This is a genomic window from Oricola cellulosilytica (assembly GCF_019966575.1).
Lineage (GTDB): Bacteria > Pseudomonadota > Alphaproteobacteria > Rhizobiales > Rhizobiaceae > Oricola > Oricola cellulosilytica.
This window is the reverse complement of the sequence record NZ_JAINFK010000004.1, coordinates 173,952-192,902: the sequence shown is the minus strand read 5'-3', so window position 1 is coordinate 192,902 and position 18,951 is coordinate 173,952. Positions and strand designations below refer to the sequence as shown.

The window sequence follows — 18,951 nt, the reverse complement described above, 5'->3', positions numbered from 1 at the left end:
CATACGAGTTCCGGTACTCACCGTATTGGGGCAGGCAAGGGAGGGTCGCATGGCGAAAAGGGAGGCCGTAACGCCTCGACGGTCCGCCGGCATGATGCCGCAGGTGCAGACCGTGACCGCGGCCGATCTGCGCGATGCGCTGAGGCTGGGGATCGGCGATTTTCTCAAGGCCCCGCTGTTCGGACTTTTCTTCGGCGGCATATATGCGCTCGGCGGCATCCTCATAGCCTTGTCGCTCACCATCTGGAACGTTCCGTGGATGATCTATCCGGTAGCGATCGGGTTTCCGCTGATCGGTCCGTTTGTCGCTGTCGGGCTCTATCAGGTCAGCCGGCGGCTTGAGGCGGGCCAGCCCCTGGACTGGCGCGACGTGCTGGGCGTTGTCTGGCTGCAGCGGCAACGCGAACTGGCCTGGATGGCGTTCGTGATGCTGTTCGTTTTCTGGGTGTGGATGTATCAGGTCCGGCTGCTGATCGCGATCATTCTCTCCCGTGCGTCATTTTCCTCGCTCGACCGCTTTCTGTCGATTGTATTCACCACTCCGGAGGGCTGGACATTTCTCGTCGTTGGTCATCTTGTCGGAGCGTTCCTCGCGATCGTACTGTTTTCGGTGACGGTGATATCCATTCCGCTCTTGCTGGACCGCGAGTCCGACTTCGTGACCGCCATGATCACCAGCGTGAAGACGGTGTTCGAGAACCCGGTCCCCATGATCGGCTGGGGGTTGATCGTGACGGTTGCCGTCCTGGCGTCGGCAGTTCCGTTTTTCCTTGGGTTCCTGGTGTCCCTGCCGATACTGGGCCATACCACCTGGCACCTTTACCGAAAGTCAATCAAACCGGCGTGACAGACGGTCAGGCGGATTTCCGCCCTTCTACAAGCGGCTGCATCTTGCGTGCCATCGTTGCCGTTTGCGAATTGACCGGGATCAGCCCGCAGACCACGTCGCATCCTTCGATTTGCTGGCGACCGAGCACGTCCACCGGAATGCCGAACTGACCGGCAAGGCGCAGCATCCGCTCCTCCGTCACCGCCAGGTAGTGCGTAATTCCGTTTCTGCGCGCGTAACCGAAATTGGCCAGCATCAGTTCAAGAGCCGCCCGATCCAGACCTGCGGAGACCCACCCACCCGGTGCGGTCCGGTCGATGCAGAACCGCGACACTTCCCAGATCGTAGGCGATCTGAAGGAGAGCCGATCCGGCACCAATCCATCGAACGCCAGCTCGAGCAGTGTCATCTGGGTTGTCGGAATGAGACGAATGCCGGCGTTCAACCGGCCTCCCGCATCCACCGAGAGCCCATAGGTGCATGGATGCTCGTCAAGCACGTCACGCTCGAGCTCGCCGGTGACGCGAACGTTCCAACCCATTTCATCATGGAAAACCCGTTTGCGGAGCTGGAAATAATCGTCGACGAGCCGCGCGTGGCGCTCGCGCTCCGGTGTTTCGACGTACACGATCATGTCGCCCTCCAGCCGGTTTGCTGAAAGGCAGAGTATAGGCGGCTTGCCGAAAACTACAACTTGAAGTCGTATTTCCTGAACATTTGCAACTCAAGGGCGCGGGCGATCGCCGCCGCCTTGTTGTTCACCCGCAGCTTGGCTTTCGCGCTTTGGACGTGCGCGACCACCGTCCATCGGGAGAGGTTCATTATCTCGCTGGTCTGCTGATCCGTCTTGCCTGTCGACCCCCAATACAGAACCTCGATTTCACGGTCGCTCAAGCTCACGACAGGAGCATCGGGCTTGAGGAAACGCTCGACGACGGCAAGGCCGACTATGTGCGCCTGTTCGCGCGCCTTCACAAGAATCTCGCCGGTTTCCTCGGTGTTTGCTCCAACGTCCTGATCGGTGGCGAAGGTTGTCACGGAACGAATGCTCGCGTTGAACTGGGCCGGGATGCCGATCGTATAGCGCCCGATGTTGTGGCGAAGGGCGTCCGCAGCGAGCGGGGCTACAGCTTCGGTTTCCGGGTTCTCGTGATCGAAGATCACCGCTCCCGTGGCTCCGAGCCCTCCCCTGATCACCGGATCGATGCGGGCGTAGTTCTCCTCCGTGTAGCGCTCGAGCCATGCCGCCGGATAGGTGCTGAGGATGACGTTGGATTTCAGGCCGGTTTTGCCAATTTCCGCCCAGAACGAAACGTAATTGCTTCGCGTCTCGTCGCGCGCGGTTTTCAACGCATCGAGAATTGCCGGAGGAAAGTCCGGGTCGGATGGAACGATTTCGAATTCCGGCGCGACAAGAACGCGAAACATGTCTCGACGGCCCCCAGAACCTGCAGCCCCGACATCGCGGTCGTCGAAAGGCTGTCAAAACGACCTGCAATTAGTTGTAGGTCAAGTCTGGCTTTTGGGGTGAGGTGAGTAAACTGCGATTTCTGACCCCCGGCGCAACCGGATGGCGAAATCGGCGTTTCTATGAATGGGCGATTCTCGCCTCTCTGCGACAGATCCGGCAAGGAAGACCATGCGGTTTGCAGCAATCATCAATCCTGGCGCGTCAACGGTGAAGGACGTCGAGCGGGACTGGCTCGAGGAAACGCTGGTCACCCGCTTCGCCGAGGGCGGGCATGAGGTGTCGATCAACTTCGCCGACGGGCCCTCCATGATCAGCGCGATGAAAGCCGCGGTCAAGGACGACGATGTAGAGGGGGTCATCGCCGGGGGCGGGGACGGAACGATCTCGGCGGCGGCGGCAATTCTGCGCGACACGGGCAAACATCTTGCCGTACTGCCGGCCGGCAACATGAATCTGTTCGCGCGCTCGCTGGGCGTCCCTCTCGAGATCGAGGCGGCAATCGAGGCGCTCGCTTGCGGCCGCCCGGGCAAGGCGGATATCGCCTATGCCAATGACCGGCCTTTCATCCACGAGTTCTCGCTCGGTCTGCATCCGGAGATGATCGAGCAGCGCGACAAGCAAAAATACGGCTCCCGCATGGCCAAGCTGGTTGCCAGCATGCGCTCGCTCTACCAGGTGATCCTCCGACCGCCGCGGGTTCGCGTGTGGCTGGATGATGGCGAAGGATCCGAGCGGGCGATCGCCACCCCGGCGCTGGTCGTCTCGAACAATGTTTTCGGGGAGGGGCACCTGCCCTATGCCGACCGCGTCGATGGCGGGGAACTCGGTATCTACATCGCGCGCAGCTCGCGTTCGGCCGATCTCGCGGCGGTGACCGCACGGCTGCCGCTCGGGAGCTGGGCCGATCTGCCGCACATGGAGTTCTTTACCGCCAAGAAGCTGAAACTGTCGCGCAAGCGGCGGCTGAAGGTCGCGATCGACGGGGAACTCGTGATGATGGAGGCGCCGGTGGAAATCCGGATCGCACCCGGAGCGCTCGACCTGATCATCCCGACCGAGGAGCACGCGGTGCGCGGACAGTAAAAAACGAAAGAGGCGGACCGGAGCCCGCCTCTTCCGTTTCCAGTTTTCGCCGGGTCAGGCGGCGAACTGGTTCATCGTGTTGTCCTTGCCGCCGGCCTTCAGCGCGGCTTCGCCGGCGAAATATTCCTTGTGGTCGTCGCCGATGTCGGAACCCGCCATGTTCTGGTGCTTGACGCAGGCGATGCCCTGCCGGATCTCGGCGCGCTGGACGTTCTTGACGTAGCCGAGCATGCCCTGGTCGCCGAAATACTCCTTCGCCAGATTGTCGGTCGACAGCGCCGCGGTGTGGTAGGTCGGCAGGGTGATCAGGTGATGGAAGATGCCGGCCTCGCGCGCGGCATCCGCCTGGAAGGTGCGGATGCGCTCGTCGGCCTCCGCCGCCAGTTCCGAGCCGTCATAGGCGGCACCCATCAGCGTCTCCCGGTCATAGGCGGACACGTCGCGGCCCTCGGCCTCCCACGCGTCGTAGACCTGCTGGCGGAAATTTAGCGTCCAGTTGAAGGACGGCGAGTTGTTGTAAACCAGCTTGGCGTTGGGCATGACCTCGCGGATCGCGTTCACCATGCCGCCGATCTGGCCGATATGCGGCTTCTCGGTCTCGATCCACAGCAGGTCCGCGCCGTTCTGCAGCGAGGTGATGCAGTCGAGGACGCAGCGCGCCTCGCCGGTGCCGGGCCTGAACTGGAAGAGGTTCGAAGCCAGGCGCTTCGGGCGCATCAGCTTGCCGTCGCGCTTGATGACGACATCCGACGGATCGAGATCATCGGCCGTCACCTCCTCGCAATCGAGGAAGGCATTGTACTGATCGCCGAGGTCTCCGGGTTCCTTGGAGTACGCGATCTGCTTGGTCAGGCCCGCGCCGAGCGAATCCGTGCGGGTGACGACGATGCCGTCCTCGACGCCGAGTTCGAGGAAGGCGTAGCGGCAGGCGCGCACCTTGGCGAGGAAATCCTCGTGGGGAACCGTGACCTTGCCGTCCTGGTGGCCGCACTGCTTCTCATCCGAGACCTGGTTCTCGATCTGCAGGGCGCAGGCGCCGGCCTCGATCATCTTTTTCGCCAGAAGATACGTCGCCTCGGCATTGCCGAAACCGGCGTCGATGTCGGCGATGATCGGAACGACGTGGGTCTCGTGATTGTCGATCTTGTGTTGGATCTCGCGCTCCTTGTTGGGGTCGCCGGCCTCGCGCGCGGCGTCGAGTTCGCGGAACAGGCCGCCCAACTCGCGGGCATCGGCCTGGCGCAGGAAGGTGTATAGCTCCTCGATCAGCGCCGGAACGGAGGTCTTCTCGTGCATCGACTGGTCCGGCAGCGGACCGAATTCGGAACGCAGCGCGGCGACCATCCAGCCGGAAAGATAGAGATAGCGGCCCTTGGTGGAGCCGAAATGCTTCTTGATGGAGATCATCTTCTGCTGGCCGATGAAGCCGTGCCAGCAGCCGAGCGACTGGGTGTAGTTGGCCGGATCCGCGTCATAGGCGGCCATGTCCTCGCGCATAATCTTTGCGGTATACCGGGCGATGTCGAGGCCGGTGCGGAAGCGGTTCTGGGCGCGCATGCGGGCGACGGCTTCGGCGTCGATGCCGTCCCATGTGCCGTTGTGGCTGCGGATGAGTTCGCGGGTCGACTGGATGTCGCTTGCATATGACATGAGGGAGGTCCTTCGTCGTTTTGTAAAAATCTGTCATGCTGCAATGCGCTGTCGCGGCTAAAGTGTCATGGAAAACCCGTAAATCCGGCAGATAATTCGTGTGTTCTTGTTGCGATGCGAAAGCCGTGCCGGTAAATTTGTAAAAGATTTACAATACCGCCGAGATCGTTAACAGCTCGCCTTGCGGGTCGGCCGGACCATAAAGGACTTGCGGCCCGGCACGATCTCGGCCATGGCCGGAGGATGACCGGTTTCCTCAAGGCGCTCGCCGCCGTCCTGCTCCTCAGCGTCGCGGCCATCGTGATCGCGCGACTGATGTTTCCGCTGCCTTCCGTCGATGACCGGCAGGAGAGCGCCGCCATCGCGCTTTCGCCCGAGACGACTCTCGGCGGCCTGGTCGATGCGCCGGCGCGCCTGCAATCGGGTAAATCGGGGATGCGAGCCATGGCCGACGGAGGCGCGGCTTTCGCCAGCCGGCTCCGGCTTGTCGCCGGGGCGGAGGCCTCGATCGATGCACAATATTACATCTGGCGCGACGACACCTCCGGGCGGCTGCTTCTCAGTGCGCTGCGCGAGGCGGCAGAGCGCGGCGTGCGCGTGCGGCTGCTGCTCGACGACAACGGCATCGCCGGTCTCGACCCGGTGCTGACGGCGCTGCACGCGCTGGAAAATTTCGAGGTCCGGATCTTCAACCCGTCGACCATCCGCCGTCCGAAGGTCGCCGGCTATCTGATCGACTTCTTCCGCATGAACCGCCGGATGCACAACAAGGCGCTGATCGCCGACGGGGCGGCCGCAATCGTCGGCGGACGCAATATCGGCGACGAATATTTCCAGATGGCCGAGGAAAGCCACTTCATCGACCTCGACGTGCTGGCGGCCGGACCGGTCGCCGCGCAGACGGCGGCGAATTTCGATCTCTACTGGAACAGCGGCTCCGCCTATCCGATGGATTTGATCACCTGGGACGGCAATGGTGAGCTGCCCGGTTACGTCACCGGGACCGATCCCGCCGGTCCGGCGGCGGAGGTCAAGCGGCTTTCCCGTTTCGAGGGAACGGCCGCCGACCGGTTCATCCGCGGCGATGTCGAACTGGAATGGGTGCGCGCCGAACTGCTCAGCGATCACCCAGCCAAGGGGCTGGGGGAGGCCGAGGGCGACCAGCTCATGATCAACCGGCTGAAGGAGGTCGTCAGACAGGCGCGAACCAGCCTCGACCTGATCTCGCCCTATCTCATTCCGGGCGACCGGGGGGTCGCGTTCCTCGCCGGCCTGAGGGACAACGGCGCGAAGATCCGCATCCTCACCAATGCCTACGCGACGACGGACGTGAAGGTGGTGCATGCCGGTTACGCCAAATACCGCCGGGACCTGCTGCGCGAGGGCATGGAGGTGTTCGAGCTGAAGCCCGGCGACGAGACGCCCGACACCAGTGCCAAACCAGGCGTCCCCGGCCCGTCCGGCTCTTCCGGAGGGTCCTCCGGGTCCTCGGCCTCCAGCCTGCACGCCAAGACGGTGGCGCTCGACGGCGACCGCGTCTTCATCGGGTCGCTCAATCTCGACCCGCGCTCGGTGCTGTTCAACACCGAGATGGGATTCCTGATCGAAAGCCCGGAAATCGCGCAGGTTATCTCCGACGGTTTCGTCGAGCGGATCGAACCGGCGGCCTTTGCCGTGCGGCTGGACGAGGGGGCGCTGCGCTGGAGGGAACAGCTGCCGGACGGCACGATCGTGCACGATACCGAGCCGGGAACGACCCTGTTCGACCGGCTGGCGATCCGGGTGCTTGGCTGGCTGCCGATCGAATGGATGCTGTGAGGGGGCGTTTTTTGTCCCTTGCTCGCTGACGGGCCCCTGGTTTGTCCCGCCCGTGAGCTCCTCGCCGTCGGCTCGTCGCTGGCGGGCATCACCACCCTCGTCATCCTCGAGCTTGACCCGAGGACCCATTCCGTGAAGCTGAGGCGATGGGCGGCTATGTCTACATGCTGGCAAGCAAGAAGGGGGGCACGATCTATATCGGCGTTACTTCGGACCTTTCGCAGCGCATCTACGACCATAAGCAGCGCATCAATAGGAAAAGCTTCACGTCCACCTACGGCGCGGTTCGGCTGGTCTGGTACGAAGACTACGACGACATCACCGACGCGATCCAACGTGAAAAATCGTTGAAGCGCTGGCGGCGCCAATGGAAGATCGAACTGATCGAAGCCATGAACCCGGAGTGGGACGAGCTTTACAAAGGGATCGGCTGGTGACCGTTCTTCCGGTCCGGCGATTGCGGGAAGCCTCACGGAATGGGTCCTCGGGTCAAGCCCGAGGATGACGGAGATGGATTGGCTCTTTCGGGCGGGTGGCGCTGCGGTCTCCGGAATGGATCCCTGTGACATTTCCCGCGCGTCCATAAGCGCCTCGCATCGCTCGTTGCTGACGCGCGGGGCATAGGGATGACGGCGGCAAGGGGGCGTGCGGGAGCCTGCTGGAGCGGCTGCCGTGGCGTGTTGACCGATTGAGCCGCGTGGCGGTGGGTCCGCGGGTCGTCTCTGTCGCGCCCTTAAGCTTCGCTTCGCTCGCTAGCGCGAAGAAGCCCGAGGATGACCGCGGTTAGTTCCCGGTCTTTACGAGTGCGCAGAGGCTGGGAGAGTAACGGCAATCCCCGTCCTGTCGTCATCCCTGTGCTTGTCACAGGGATCCATTCCGTTAGCGTGGCCGGATGGGGCGCGTGGGTTACGTCTACATTCTGGCTTCAAAAAAGGGCGGGACGCTTTAGGGAGTGATCACCCTCACACCCGCTCCACAAACCCGTCCAGCACGCGCTTCTGGCCGGCCTTGTCGAAATCGACGGTGAGCTTGTTGCCTTCCACCGCGACGATGTTGCCGTTGCCGAATTTGAGGTGAAAGACGCGGTCGCCGGTGGAGAAGGTGGACGGGGTGTCGGAGACCGACTTGGCGACAAGCTCGCCCTCGATGACGCGGCCCTTGACCGACTTGCGGCCCGCGCCGAAGCCTGAATCCGTTTCGCCATAGCCGATGCGCTCGACCGCGACGCCGGAGCGCGAACCCCAGTTCCGCGAGGTGGCCTCGGTGCGGTTCTGCTGCGCCCGCTGCCAGCCGGGGGTCGAGCGGTTGGCGGAAAAGGCCTCGGCCTTGTCGAAGCGCGACGCGCCGTAACCGCCGAACCCGCCATAATTGGTGGGAGCTTCCGCGACATCGACATGGGCGGCCGGCAATTCGTCGAGAAAGCGCGAGGGGATGGTCGACTGCCACAGGCCGTGGATGCGGCGGTTGGAGACGAACCAGAGGTGGCAGTGGCGCTTGGCCCGGGTCAGCCCGACATAGGCGAGGCGGCGCTCTTCCTCGAGGCCCGAGCGGCCGCCCTCGTCGAGCGAGCGCTGGTGCGGGAACAGCCCTTCCTCCCAGCCGGGCAGGAAGACGGTCTCGAATTCCAGCCCCTTGGCGGCGTGCAGCGTCATGATGGAAACGGCGTCGAGATCGGCGTTCTGCTCGGCGTCCATGACGAGGGAGACATGTTCGAGGAAGGAGCGCAGCGACTCGAATTCCTCCATCGACCGGATCAGTTCCTTGAGGTTTTCCAGCCGCCCCGGCGCCTCGGCGGAGCGGTCGTTCTGCCACATCGCGGTGTAGCCGCTTTCTTCAAGTATCACCTCAGCCAGCTCGGAATGCGGTGTCTTTTCAAGCAGATCGCGCCAGCGTTTGAAGCTGTCCACCAGCTCGCGAAGGGCGGCGCGGGGCTTGGGCTTCATCTCCTCGGTCTGGACGATCTCGCCGGCGGCCTCGAGCATCGGGATGCCGCGCGCGCGGGCATAATCGTGGACCATGCGCACCGACGCATCGCCCAAACCGCGCTTCGGCGTGTTGACGATGCGCTCGAAGGCGAGGTCGTCGGCGGGCTGGGCGACGACGCGGAAATAGGCCATGGCGTCGCGGATCTCCATGCGCTCGTAAAAGCGCGGGCCGCCGATGACGCGGTAGTTGAGGCCGAGCGTGACGAAGCGGTCCTCGAACTCGCGCATCTGGAACGAGGCGCGCACGAGGATCGCCATGTCGTTGAGGTTGTGGCCGCGGCGCTGCGCCTGCTCGATCTCCTCGCCGACGGCGCGGGCCTCCTCCTCGGAATCCCAGGCGGCGTGGACCTGCACCTTGTCGTGGTCCGGGTCGGAGAGCTCGGTGAACAGCGTCTTGCCGAGCCGGCCCTCATTGTGGGCGATCAGGTGCGAGGCGGCGCCGAGAATGTGTTCGGTGGAGCGGTAGTTGCGTTCGAGCCGGATGACCGTGCTGCCTGGAAAATCCTTCTCGAAGCGCAGGATGTTGTCGACCTCCGCGCCGCGCCAGCCATAGATCGACTGGTCGTCGTCGCCGACGCAGCAGATGTTGATCTTGTTTTCGCTCGCGCTGTCGCCGCTTGCGCGGCTTCGCTCCGCGGGGGCGGACGAGAAGTCGTCCGGCGCGTCGTCACGCGCTCGGCCTTCGGCCGGGGAGGGGAGATCGCCCGGGAAGGGTGCTTCCTCGAAGCCGCTGGAGTACCCCTCACCCGTCTCGCCGCTGCGCGGCGATCCACCCTCTCCCACAAGGGGAGAGGGGAGGCGCCCTTCCTTCTCCCCATGGTGGGAGAAGGTGTCGCCGGAGGCGACGGATGAGGGGGTTTTCGATCTTGGCCTCTGAGCCAAGAGCCGCAGCCACATATACTGCGCGGTGTTGGTGTCCTGGTACTCGTCGACGAGGATGTATCTGAAGCGGGAATGGTAGTCGGCCAGCACGTCCGGATTGTCGCGCAATATCCGGATCGGGTGGCACAGGAGATCGCCGAAATCGCAGGCGTTCAGCGTCTTCAGCCGGTCCTGATAGGCGGAAAACAGCTCGCGGCCCCTGCCGTTGGCAAATGCCCGGGCGTCGCCCTCGGGAATATCCTTCGGGCCGTAGCCCTTGTTCTTCCAGCCGTCGATCATGTGGGCGAAGGTGCGCGCCGGCCAGCGCTTGTCGTCCAGCCCCTCGGCCTGGATCACCTGCTTGATGAGGCGGATCTGGTCGTCGGTGTCGAGAATGGTGAAATCGGACCTGAGGCCCGCAAGCTCGGCGTGGCGGCGCAGGATCTTCACGCCGATCGAATGGAAGGTGCCGAGCCAGGGCATGCCCTCGACCGCCTCGCCGACGAGAATGCCGATGCGCTCCTTCATCTCGCGCGCCGCCTTGTTGGTGAAGGTCACGGCGAGGATCTGCGACGGCCAGGCGAGGCCGAGCGACAATATGTGGGCGATGCGGGTGGTCAGCACGCGGGTCTTGCCGGTGCCGGCGCCGGCCAGAACCAGAACCGGGCCGTCGGTGGTTTCGACCGCGCGGCGCTGCTCGCCGTTCAGGCCTTCCAGATAATCGCGCGGCGGAGGGCCCCGGCGGGCGGCCATGGCGCGCGCGGCAATGCCGGAGGGCTGGCCGGGGGCTGCCGGGGGGCCGGGCTCGTCGCCGAAGGGGATATCGTCGAAGGGATCGCTCATTGCCACGGAATGTAGTGATTCGGGGGGGAAACACCAGCAATCCCGGCGCGTATTCCGTCAAACGAAACGGGCGGCCCGTGGGCCGCCCGTCAATAACTCCAAGGAAATGCCGCTTTACTGCGCCGGAGCAACCGGCTGCACGGCGTTTCCGTAGGCGGCCGGGTCCGCCGAATCGTCGGCGGGCTGTTCGGGAATGGCGCCGGTCGTCACCCCGGTCTGGCCGGTTTCCTGGCGCACCTCGGCTGCCACCGCCTGGCGCTCCTTGCTGACATAAGCAGGCGCGGCTTCAAGGCTCTCCTTCGTCTGCTCCATGACGATCTTCAGTTCGTTCGTTTCCGGATCCTCGGAGAGGGTCAGCGCGGCAAAGCGGACGCCGACATTCTTCTCGCCCATGCCGAGGAAGCCGCCGACGCCGACGATGACGCCTTCGAACTTGCCTTCGGTCGAGACGATAAGGTCGTTGATGTCGCCGATCACCTCGCCGCCGCTGCTGAAGACGGATGCGCCAAGCAGCTTGTCGGAGCGGTAATGGTCGGCTTCCTCAAAGACGAAGAACACCTCCTCGTCGACCGCCATGGATTCCGGCGTGGCGGCCTCCATCGTCTCCGATTCCGCAGCGGGCTGCTGCGCGGTGCCGGTCGCGGGCTGCTCAGCCTGCTCGTCGGCCGGCTGTTCGGCCATTTCGGTCGCGGACTCCTCGGTGATTTCGGAAGCGTTCTCCTGTGCCGCGCCTTCCTCGTTCGGCAACACTTCTTCGGTCTGAACCCCGGTCTGGGTTTCGGTTTGGGACTGGGTCTGGGCGGCTGCCGGCGCCGGATAGAGCGCACCGGTTCCGCTTCCGGCGATTGCGAAAGCGATCAGGGCCGTCGTCGTCAAGAGCTTGCGTTTCATGGCCGTTCTCCCTGTCTTTTCGTGCGTTATTCACACACCAGGAAAACGTGGGGAGGATTGGGAGCGTTCCGCAGGGCCTCTCACATTGTGTGTCCCGCTGCAATCCGTGCGGGACAGGCGATCACCGGAAATCGCCCGCAAACCGCGAGGTGACGGGCGGTCGCGAAGGACATAAGATTTTCACGGGCACGGTTCGCGGGAGGAGGATCCGATGAAAGGCACGATCTATGGCAAGGGGCTCGACCGCAACGAGGCCAACCACCAGCCGCTGACGCCGCTGAAGCATCTTGAGCGGGCGGCGAAGGTGTTTCCCGACCATGTCGCCATCATCCACGGCTCGCTGCGCCGGACTTACGGGGATTTCTACGCGCGGGCGCGCAAGCTCGCCTCGTCGCTCGCCAAGGCGGGCGCGAAACGCGGCGACACGATCGCGGTGCTGCTGTCGAACACGCCGGCGATGCTGGAAGCCCATCACGGCGTGCCGATGACCGGCGCGGTGCTGCTGTCGATCAACACGCGGCTCGACGCCGATGTCGTCGCCTTCCAGCTCGATCACGGCGAGGCGAAGATCGTCATCGTCGACCGGGAGTTTTCAGCGGTGATGAAGGCGGCGCTGAAGAAGGCGAAGGTGAAGCCGCTGGTGATCGATTATGACGATCCGGACTATCCGGACGACGCGCCGGCGCCGAAGGGCAAGGCGATCGGGTCGGTCGAGTACGAGGACTTCATCGCCGACGGCGACCCGGAGTTCGACTGGGCGATGCCGGAGGACGAGTGGGACGCGATCTCGCTCAACTACACGTCGGGGACGACCGGCAATCCGAAGGGCGTCGTCTACCACCATCGCGGCGCGGCGCTGATGGGCTACGCCAACGTGATCGCGTCGGGCATGGGCCGGCACCCGGTCTATCTGTGGACGCTGCCTATGTTCCACTGCAACGGCTGGTGCTTCCCGTGGACGCTCGCCGTGCAGGCGGGAACGCATGTGTGCCTCAGATGGGTGCGGGCAAGAGCGATGTATGACGCGATCGCCGGCCACGGGGTGACGCATCTGTGCGGCGCGCCGATCGTGATGTCGCTGCTGATCAACGCGCCGGACGCCGAAAAGCGCGACTTTTCGCAGACCGTGACGTTCAACACCGCTGCCGCGCCGCCGCCCGAAAGCGTGCTCGCCGGGATGGCGGACGCCGGTTTCGAGGTGACGCATCTCTACGGGCTGACCGAGACCTACGGGCCGGCGGTGGTCAATGAATGGAAGACCGAGTGGAACGAACTCGACGGGCCGCACCGTGCGGCGCGCAAGGCGCGCCAGGGCGTCCGCTACGCGGCGCTGGAGGATCTGACCGTGATGGACCCGGAGACGATGGAAAAGGTGCCCGCCGACGGCGAGACCCTGGGCGAGGTGATGTTCCGCGGCAACATCGTGATGAAGGGCTACCTCAAGAACAAAAAAGCCAGCGACGAGGCGTTCGCCGGCGGATGGTTCCATTCCGGCGATCTCGGCGTGCTGCACGAGGACGGCTATATCCAGCTGAAGGACCGCTCCAAGGACGTCATCATCTCCGGCGGCGAGAACATCTCGTCGATCGAGGTGGAGGACGCGCTCTACAAGCACGCCGCCGTGCAGGCGGCCGCCGTTGTGGCGCGCCCGGACGAGAAATGGGGCGAGACGCCGTGCGCCTTCGTCGAACTGAAGCCCGGCCAGCACGCCGACGAGGACGAGATCATCGCCCATTGCCGGGCGCTGATCGCCCGCTACAAATGCCCGAAACACGTGGTGTTCACCGACCTGCCGAAGACCTCGACAGGAAAAATTCAGAAGTTCGTGCTGCGGGAACAGGCGAAGGGGGTGGGTGCGTGAGCGTATCAGCCGGCCGAATCAGGCCGTGGGCCGCCTGTTCGAAGCCAGCCATCCTTCGCCACAAGCATCGGTCGTTCTCATGTTTCTGCGCCTCCGCGCGAGGACCGGTTCCAAGAGAAGCCCGGGATCTCTACGTCCACCGCATGATATTTGCGGTCGGAAATAAGCATCCGACCGAACCGGCGAATAATTAAAAGGGACCGGACGGGGATCCGGCCACTTGCACAGACATGGCCTCGATCCCACTTCATCCTCGCTCGATATACGAGCGCCCTGCGCGACAAGCCAGCCCTGACGCACAGCTTTGAAGACGGCGCTGGCGGAGCTTCGCGCATGACCCTGTTGCTTACTGAAGTAATGGGCGAACCGGTGTGGATGTGGGGTGTGTTCCTCACTCTCGTAATTTCCCTGCTTGCCTTCGATCTGGGCGTGCTGCATCGGCGACCCCATGAAATCGGGGCGCGGGAGGGACTCCTGCTCTCCGCCTTCTATGTCGGCCTCGGCCTGCTCTTTTCCTTGTGGATCTGGAAGATGCTCGGATCGCAAGCAGCGATGCTCTACCTCACCGGTTTCGTGGTAGAGAAGAGCCTGGCGATGGACAACGTGTTCGTCATTGCCGTCATTTTCTCCTATTTCGCTATCCCTCGGGAGTACCAGCACAAGGTGCTGATTTACGGCATATTGGGCGTGATCGTCCTGCGCGGCCTGATGATCGGAGCGGGCACCGCGGTCGTCTCGAATTTCGAATGGGTATTGTATCTCTTCGCGGCATTCCTCGTCTTCACCGGCGTCAAGATGCTCGTTGCCGGTGAAACGGAGTACGATGTGGCCGCTAATCCGGTCCTCCGCTGGCTGAGGAAATGGCTACCCCTGACGCCGGACCTGCACGGACACAGATTTTTCGTCCGATCAGGCGCCTATGTCGTTGCCACACCGCTTCTGATGACCCTCTTGATGGTCGAGATTGCCGACGTCATATTCGCGGTCGACTCCATCCCCGCAATATTTTCGATCACCACCGACCCCTATCTGGTCTACACATCCAATATCTTCGCCATACTGGGACTGCGGGCGCTCTATTTCGTGCTCGTCGTGATGATCGCGCGGTTTGTCTACCTGAAGTATGCCCTTGCGCTGGTGCTCGTATTTATCGGCAGCAAGATCTTTCTCGCCGACCTGTTTGGATGGGAGAAATTCCCGTCGGCGCTATCGTTGTCCATCACGATGGCGCTTCTCCTCGGCGGACTGTTTCTTTCGCTTATGGCGACGAGACCCGGCCGCGCTGCCGCCGGATCCGTATCGGCACCGGCGGCTCATCAAAGAGAAAATGCCTGACTCTTAATTGGTTCACGATCTTGCCCGGTCGCTGAGCCGCCCCCTTCTTTCGATGCTGAGACGAATTGGTCATACGGCATGTCAGATTTCCTCCTTTTCATCGCAGTAGGATTCGCCGCGCAGATCATCGACGGCGCCATCGGCATGGCATACGGGCTGGCCAGCACGTCCGTTCTTCTCGGGCTCGGTTTCACGCCAGCGGTAGCCAGCGCCAGCGTCCATGCCGCAGAGGTTTTCACGACCGGCGCGTCGGCGCTGTCGCACTGGCGTTTCGGCAATGTCCGGTGGAAAATGGTCGGGCGACTGGCCATTCCCGGAGCCGTTGGCGGAACCATAGGCGCCATGTTGCTCTCGTCGATGGACGGGGGACGGGTACGCCCGGTCGTCGCGTTCTATCTGGCGGCCATGGGGCTCTGGATCGTCTGGAAGGCCGCCCGCAGGGCGAATCGCCCATCTGTCGAGCCCCGCATGCTCCCAGCACTCGGCCTCGTTGGCGGATTTCTCGATTCCATCGGCGGCGGCGGATGGGGGCCGATCGTGACATCGAGCATAATCGGGCAAGGGGCGGTTGCCCGAACCGCCATCGGATCGACGAATGCGAGCGAGTTTCTCGTCACGCTCATGATATCGGGGACCTTCTTCCTGACCGTTGGCCTCGAACTCTGGCCAATCATTCTGGGCCTGATAGTAGGCGGTGTCATTGCCGCGCCCCTTGCGGCCCTGGTGGTCCGGCACATGCCCGACAGGCCCATGATGATGCTGGTTGGCGTCCTGATAACGCTATTATCGGGTCGCGAGTTCGTTCGCGTGTTCGGGATCTAGACTTAGGCGAACGCGTTTTGGAACGTGAACAGTGTTGCCTTTGCAATGCCGTAGAGAATCCCGGAAACCAGCATGAAGCCGAGCAAAGCGGCAACGGTTCCGCTGATGATCGCCAATCCGTCGCGCTCCAGAACGCCGAGCGCCAGCAAGGCGAGCGCCAGACCAGGCAACATGTTGCCGAACGGGATGGGAAGAAAAATCATCGTAGCTAGCAGCAGCCCCAAAAAGCCGATCAGACCTTCTGCTCTTGAATTCGCCAAAATATCAAACCGTGGCCGGATCATTTTCTCGATCGTTTTCAGAGTGGGGTTCACGATATTGACCAGCCTGAGAAAATCGCTGCGGGCAAATGACCGGTTGCGAATTGCCAAAGGGAACCATGGCTCGCGGCGGCCCCGCATCATTTGCCATGTCAGGAAGACAAGCGGAGCCCCCAACAACGCCGATATCCCGGGCATCGCGATGGGAATTGCATTAGGGGCGGCGAAAATGAAGATCATAGCGCCAAAGGCGCGGTTGCCGAACTTTTCGAGCAGATCGCCTAACGTAACTCTTTCACGGCTCTTATCGCCCGCGATTTCGGAGAGGATTCCGGATAGCCGCCTGTTCGGAGAATCTGAAGCGTGTGACCATGTGACGACACCGCCGCCATCTGCGTCCATAGTTTTGGGATCGACCCTGCCTCCAGAAGAGAAAATGGCAAGCTAATCGCTTTCTGCTGAGACGATTAGGAAGGGATTGTGGTTTTTTGATTGCGGACACAGCACCGTTTATACGCATCATACGTTCGGCGCAGGACGCCGCAGAAGCGGTTTTGGCGCGAGAAAGCCCTTTCCAAGCCCTTGATCCTCACTCCGCCGCCTCTACATTCCCGCTTTCCTCCGCCAAGGGCGCGTCGGCGTCGCCGCCCAGCGTCTGGGCGTCGAAGTCGGGGAAGGCGGCGAGGCGTTTGCCCAAATGGTCCGTGTGCAGGACGATCAGGCCCTGTTCCTCGAAATAATCCAGAAACCGGCGGGCGCGGCGGGTCGAGTGGGTGCCGTAAGCGCGGGCGATCTCCGCGTCCGAGGGGCAGGGGGCGGAGCGAATGGCGGCGTGGGCCAGCATCAGGAACACTCCCTGAAGGTCGTCGGTGACCCGCTCGGCGAGCACCAGCGCTGTGCGCCAGGCTTCGCTTCCCGCTGTTTCCGCGTCGACGCCGGAGCGGGCGATGGCGAGGCGCAGGCGGAAATCCGACATCGACAGCGGCGCACCGGTGATGCGGCGCATCCGGCCGCGCATCAGGAAATCCTGATAGAGTTCGGAATCCGAGCGGAAGGCCGAATCCGGACCGGCGGCGATGCCGGCCAGCGTTTCGGCGACCCACTGTTCCTTTTCCTCCCCGCTCATCGGCGGGCGGCGTCCGGGCTTTTCGGGTTCCGGCCCGGTTTCCTGGATCGAGGCCGCGCGGGACAGTTCCTCCATTATATCGGCGGTCGCGCGCGGCGCGGGCGTGGCACGCCTCGGCGTCGGCGGACGGGCGAAATCCTCCGGGGCGGGCGTCAGGATCAGGTCCTCGACATCGGCGGGCTTGTCGGGCAGCGGCATCAGTTTCGGGCTCGATGAGCGCGCGCCCGTCTCGACCGGGCCGATGGTGACGGGGAGCGGCCGGCGCGACAGGGCTGGCCCGAGCGCGACGAAGGAGCCGCGCCTGAGATCGCGGAACTGCTCGGCCTGGCGGCGGTCCATGCCGAGAAGATCGGCGGCGCGGGCCATGTCGATGTCGAGAAAGGTGCGGCCCATCAGGAAGTTGGAGGCCTCGGCGGCGACGTTCTTTGCCAGCTTGGCGAGGCGCTGCGTGGCGATGACGCCGGCAAGGCCGCGCTTGCGGCCGCGGCACATCAGGTTGGTCATCGCGCCAAGCGCGGCGCGCCGGGCATCCTCGGCGACCTCGCCGCCGGCGGCGGGGGCGAACATCTGCGCCTCGTCGACGACGACAAGAACCGGAAACCAGTGCTCGCGGTCGGCCTCGAACAGCGCATTGAGGAACGTGGCGGCGGCGCGCATCTGGTCGTCGATCTCGAGACCCTCCAGCGTCAGCACGCAGGAAACGCGGTGGCGACGGATGCGATTGGCGATGCCGACCAGTTCGCCCTCGGAGCGGTCGGCGTCGACCACCAGATGGCCGAAGGTCTCGGCCAGCGTGACGAAATCGCCCTCCGGGTCGATCACCACCTGCTGCACCCATCTGGCGGACTGCTCCAGCAGGCGGCGCAAAAGGTGCGACTTGCCGGAGCCGGAATTGCCCTGGACGAGCAGTCGGGTGGCGAGCAGCTCCTCGATGTCGAGCTTCGCCACGTCATGCGTGGCGGTCGTTCCCATGTCGATGTCGACCTTCAAAGTCGCGCCTGCCTTGCTGAAACGGTTCGGGAATCGCCGGAGAATGGCCCGGCCGGTCCCTGAATAGGAGATTCGCAGGGCAGGGGGGAAGCACTCCTCGGCGCGGTCCACAGCGGGAAGCGGTAGTCGTCGGTTTGCCGCTCCGTAATTTGTGATGTGCGGCGTCGCGCTTTTTCGTGGCACGGGGGCTACGCTGGTTTAACGTGAGGGGCTGACATCTTTTCGGAGGAACAATCGATGTCCGGAAAACCGCAGATCACCCAAGCGATGATCGATGCTTATGACGAATACACGCATCTGACGCTCGACCGACGCGGCTTCATGGAGAAGCTGACGAAACTGGCCGGGACCGGCGCGGCGGCTGCCGCGATTGCGCCGATGCTGGCGGCAAACAGTGCGCGGGCGGCGATGGTTGCGCCTGACGATGCGCGGCTGCGGGGCGAGGACGTTCCATGGCCGGGAGCTGCAGGCGAAATGCGCGGCTATCTCGTCATGCCGGCGGACGCAGCAGGCAAGCTGCCGGCAGTGATCGTGATCCACGAGAACCGCGGCCTGAACGAACATATCCGCGACGTGGCGCGACGGATTGCGCTTGAGGGTTTCGTGGCGCTGGCGCCGGACTTTCTTTCTTTGTCGGGCGGCACGCCTTCGGACGAGGACAAGGCGCGCGAGATGATCGGCGCGCTGGACGGCGCCGAGACGCTGGAAAACGCCAAAGCTGCGCGGCAGTTCCTGGCGAGCCACGAGGCGACCAACGGTAAGGTCGGCGCGGTCGGATTCTGCTGGGGCGGCGGCCTGGTCAACTCGCTGGCCGTGGCAGATCCGGACCTGGGGGCAGGCGTCGCCTATTACGGGCGGCAGCCCGCGCCAGGCGATGCCGCGTTCATCGAGGCGCCGCTTCTGCTGCACTATGCAGGGCTGGACGAGCGCATCAATGCCGGGATCGACGCATACCGGACAGCCCTTGAAGAAAACGACAAGAATTTCACGATCCATATCTACGAGGGCGTCAACCACGCCTTCAACAACGACACGTCGGAAGCGCGCTACGACAAGGAGGCTGCCGATCTCGCCTGGAGCCGGACGGTCGCCTTCTTCAAGGAGCATTTGGGGTAGGTGAGGCTGG

Annotated in this window: 14 protein-coding genes and 2 pseudogenes; 8 read left to right on the top strand and 8 right to left on the bottom strand. The window is 63.6% G+C overall.

Annotated elements, in window-relative coordinates:
• Positions 1–49 precede the first annotated feature (49 nt).
• Entirely contained in the window at positions 50–847 is a 798-nt protein-coding gene (locus tag LC298_RS10970) for a DUF2189 domain-containing protein (RefSeq protein WP_199223224.1), read from the top strand.
• Positions 848–854: 7 nt separating this feature from the next.
• Here LC298_RS10970 and LC298_RS10965 read toward each other — a convergent pair whose 3' ends face one another.
• Both LC298_RS10965 and LC298_RS10960 read right to left on the bottom strand, forming a co-directional pair.
• Positions 855–1,463, bottom strand: a complete 609-nt coding sequence (locus LC298_RS10965) for an acyl-homoserine-lactone synthase (RefSeq protein ID WP_131567070.1) — start codon at positions 1,461–1,463, stop codon at positions 855–857.
• Positions 1,464–1,516: 53 nt separating this feature from the next.
• Positions 1,517–2,257, bottom strand: a complete 741-nt coding sequence (locus tag LC298_RS10960) for a helix-turn-helix transcriptional regulator (RefSeq protein WP_131567067.1) — start codon at positions 2,255–2,257, stop codon at positions 1,517–1,519.
• A gap of 211 nt (positions 2,258–2,468) precedes the next feature.
• Between LC298_RS10960 and LC298_RS10955 the strand changes: the two genes are divergently transcribed.
• On the top strand, positions 2,469–3,383 hold the full coding sequence (locus LC298_RS10955; protein ID WP_158284716.1) for a diacylglycerol/lipid kinase family protein: 915 nt from the start codon (positions 2,469–2,471) through the stop codon (positions 3,381–3,383).
• Positions 3,384–3,437: 54 nt separating this feature from the next.
• Here LC298_RS10955 and LC298_RS10950 read toward each other — a convergent pair whose 3' ends face one another.
• Positions 3,438–5,033 carry an isocitrate lyase gene (locus LC298_RS10950; protein ID WP_131567062.1) on the bottom strand — a complete coding sequence of 532 codons (1,596 nt, stop codon included), beginning with the start codon at positions 5,031–5,033 and terminating at the stop codon, positions 3,438–3,440.
• Between the two features lie 243 nt (positions 5,034–5,276).
• On the opposite strand from LC298_RS10950, the gene LC298_RS10945 reads away from it, so the two are divergent.
• Entirely contained in the window at positions 5,277–6,851 is a 1,575-nt protein-coding gene (locus LC298_RS10945) for a phospholipase D family protein (protein WP_131567060.1), read from the top strand.
• A 146-nt stretch (positions 6,852–6,997) separates the two neighbouring features.
• Entirely contained in the window at positions 6,998–7,288 is a 291-nt protein-coding gene (locus LC298_RS10940) for a GIY-YIG nuclease family protein (protein WP_131567057.1), read from the top strand.
• A gap of 525 nt (positions 7,289–7,813) precedes the next feature.
• Here LC298_RS10940 and LC298_RS18125 read toward each other — a convergent pair.
• The 3 genes and pseudogenes from LC298_RS18125 to LC298_RS10930 form a co-directional block, all read right to left on the bottom strand.
• Positions 7,814–9,439 (bottom strand): annotated as a pseudogene (locus tag LC298_RS18125) (ATP-dependent helicase); the annotation flags it as partial.
• Positions 9,440–9,690: 251 nt separating this feature from the next.
• Positions 9,691–10,540 (bottom strand): annotated as a pseudogene (locus LC298_RS18120) (ATP-dependent helicase); the annotation flags it as partial.
• A gap of 114 nt (positions 10,541–10,654) precedes the next feature.
• On the bottom strand, positions 10,655–11,431 hold the full coding sequence (locus LC298_RS10930) for a PRC-barrel domain-containing protein (RefSeq protein WP_131567054.1): 777 nt from the start codon (positions 11,429–11,431) through the stop codon (positions 10,655–10,657).
• 211 nt (positions 11,432–11,642) lie between these two features.
• On the opposite strand from LC298_RS10930, the gene LC298_RS10925 reads away from it, so the two are divergent.
• From LC298_RS10925 to LC298_RS10915, 3 genes are all read left to right on the top strand, one after another.
• Positions 11,643–13,292, top strand: coding sequence for an acyl-CoA synthetase (locus LC298_RS10925; protein ID WP_131567050.1), 1,650 nt, complete (start codon positions 11,643–11,645; stop codon positions 13,290–13,292).
• A gap of 333 nt (positions 13,293–13,625) precedes the next feature.
• Entirely contained in the window at positions 13,626–14,627 is a 1,002-nt protein-coding gene (locus LC298_RS10920; RefSeq protein WP_131567047.1) for a TerC family protein, read from the top strand.
• Between the two features lie 78 nt (positions 14,628–14,705).
• Positions 14,706–15,449 (top strand): sulfite exporter TauE/SafE family protein, encoded by a 744-nt coding sequence (locus tag LC298_RS10915; RefSeq protein WP_131567044.1) that lies wholly within the window; start codon positions 14,706–14,708, stop codon positions 15,447–15,449.
• Positions 15,450–15,451: 2 nt separating this feature from the next.
• Here the strand turns inward: LC298_RS10915 and LC298_RS10910 are convergent, their stop codons facing one another.
• Positions 15,452–16,111 (bottom strand): exopolysaccharide biosynthesis protein, encoded by a 660-nt coding sequence (locus LC298_RS10910; RefSeq protein WP_131567041.1) that lies wholly within the window; start codon positions 16,109–16,111, stop codon positions 15,452–15,454.
• 187 nt (positions 16,112–16,298) lie between these two features.
• Complete coding sequence (locus LC298_RS10905) at positions 16,299–17,825, bottom strand: AAA family ATPase (RefSeq protein WP_223385635.1); 1,527 nt, start codon at positions 17,823–17,825, stop codon at positions 16,299–16,301.
• 237 nt (positions 17,826–18,062) lie between these two features.
• Between LC298_RS10905 and LC298_RS10900 the strand changes: the two genes are divergently transcribed.
• Complete coding sequence (locus LC298_RS10900) at positions 18,063–18,941, top strand: dienelactone hydrolase family protein (RefSeq protein ID WP_131567038.1); 879 nt, start codon at positions 18,063–18,065, stop codon at positions 18,939–18,941.
• Positions 18,942–18,951: the final 10 nt, after the last annotated feature.

What these genes read in the sequence shown, in the direction of transcription:
- LC298_RS10915 (WP_131567044.1), top strand. Translation starts at nt 14,706, where the DNA reads ATGTCAGATTTCCTCCTTTTCATCGCAGTAGGATTCGCCGCGCAGATC.
- LC298_RS10900 (WP_131567038.1), top strand. Translation starts at nt 18,063, where the DNA reads ATGTCCGGAAAACCGCAGATCACCCAAGCGATGATCGATGCTTATGAC.
- LC298_RS10965 (WP_131567070.1), bottom strand. Translation starts at nt 1,463, where the DNA reads ATGATCGTGTACGTCGAAACACCGGAGCGCGAGCGCCACGCGCGGCTC.
- LC298_RS10940 (WP_131567057.1), top strand. Translation starts at nt 6,998, where the DNA reads ATGGGCGGCTATGTCTACATGCTGGCAAGCAAGAAGGGGGGCACGATC.
- LC298_RS10950 (WP_131567062.1), bottom strand. Translation starts at nt 5,033, where the DNA reads ATGTCATATGCAAGCGACATCCAGTCGACCCGCGAACTCATCCGCAGC.
- LC298_RS10945 (WP_131567060.1), top strand. Translation starts at nt 5,277, where the DNA reads ATGACCGGTTTCCTCAAGGCGCTCGCCGCCGTCCTGCTCCTCAGCGTC.
- LC298_RS10970 (WP_199223224.1), top strand. Translation starts at nt 50, where the DNA reads ATGGCGAAAAGGGAGGCCGTAACGCCTCGACGGTCCGCCGGCATGATG.
- LC298_RS10960 (WP_131567067.1), bottom strand. Translation starts at nt 2,257, where the DNA reads ATGTTTCGCGTTCTTGTCGCGCCGGAATTCGAAATCGTTCCATCCGAC.
- LC298_RS10920 (WP_131567047.1), top strand. Translation starts at nt 13,626, where the DNA reads ATGACCCTGTTGCTTACTGAAGTAATGGGCGAACCGGTGTGGATGTGG.
- LC298_RS10930 (WP_131567054.1), bottom strand. Translation starts at nt 11,431, where the DNA reads ATGAAACGCAAGCTCTTGACGACGACGGCCCTGATCGCTTTCGCAATC.
- LC298_RS10910 (WP_131567041.1), bottom strand. Translation starts at nt 16,111, where the DNA reads ATGGACGCAGATGGCGGCGGTGTCGTCACATGGTCACACGCTTCAGAT.
- LC298_RS10925 (WP_131567050.1), top strand. Translation starts at nt 11,643, where the DNA reads ATGAAAGGCACGATCTATGGCAAGGGGCTCGACCGCAACGAGGCCAAC.
- LC298_RS10955 (WP_158284716.1), top strand. Translation starts at nt 2,469, where the DNA reads ATGCGGTTTGCAGCAATCATCAATCCTGGCGCGTCAACGGTGAAGGAC.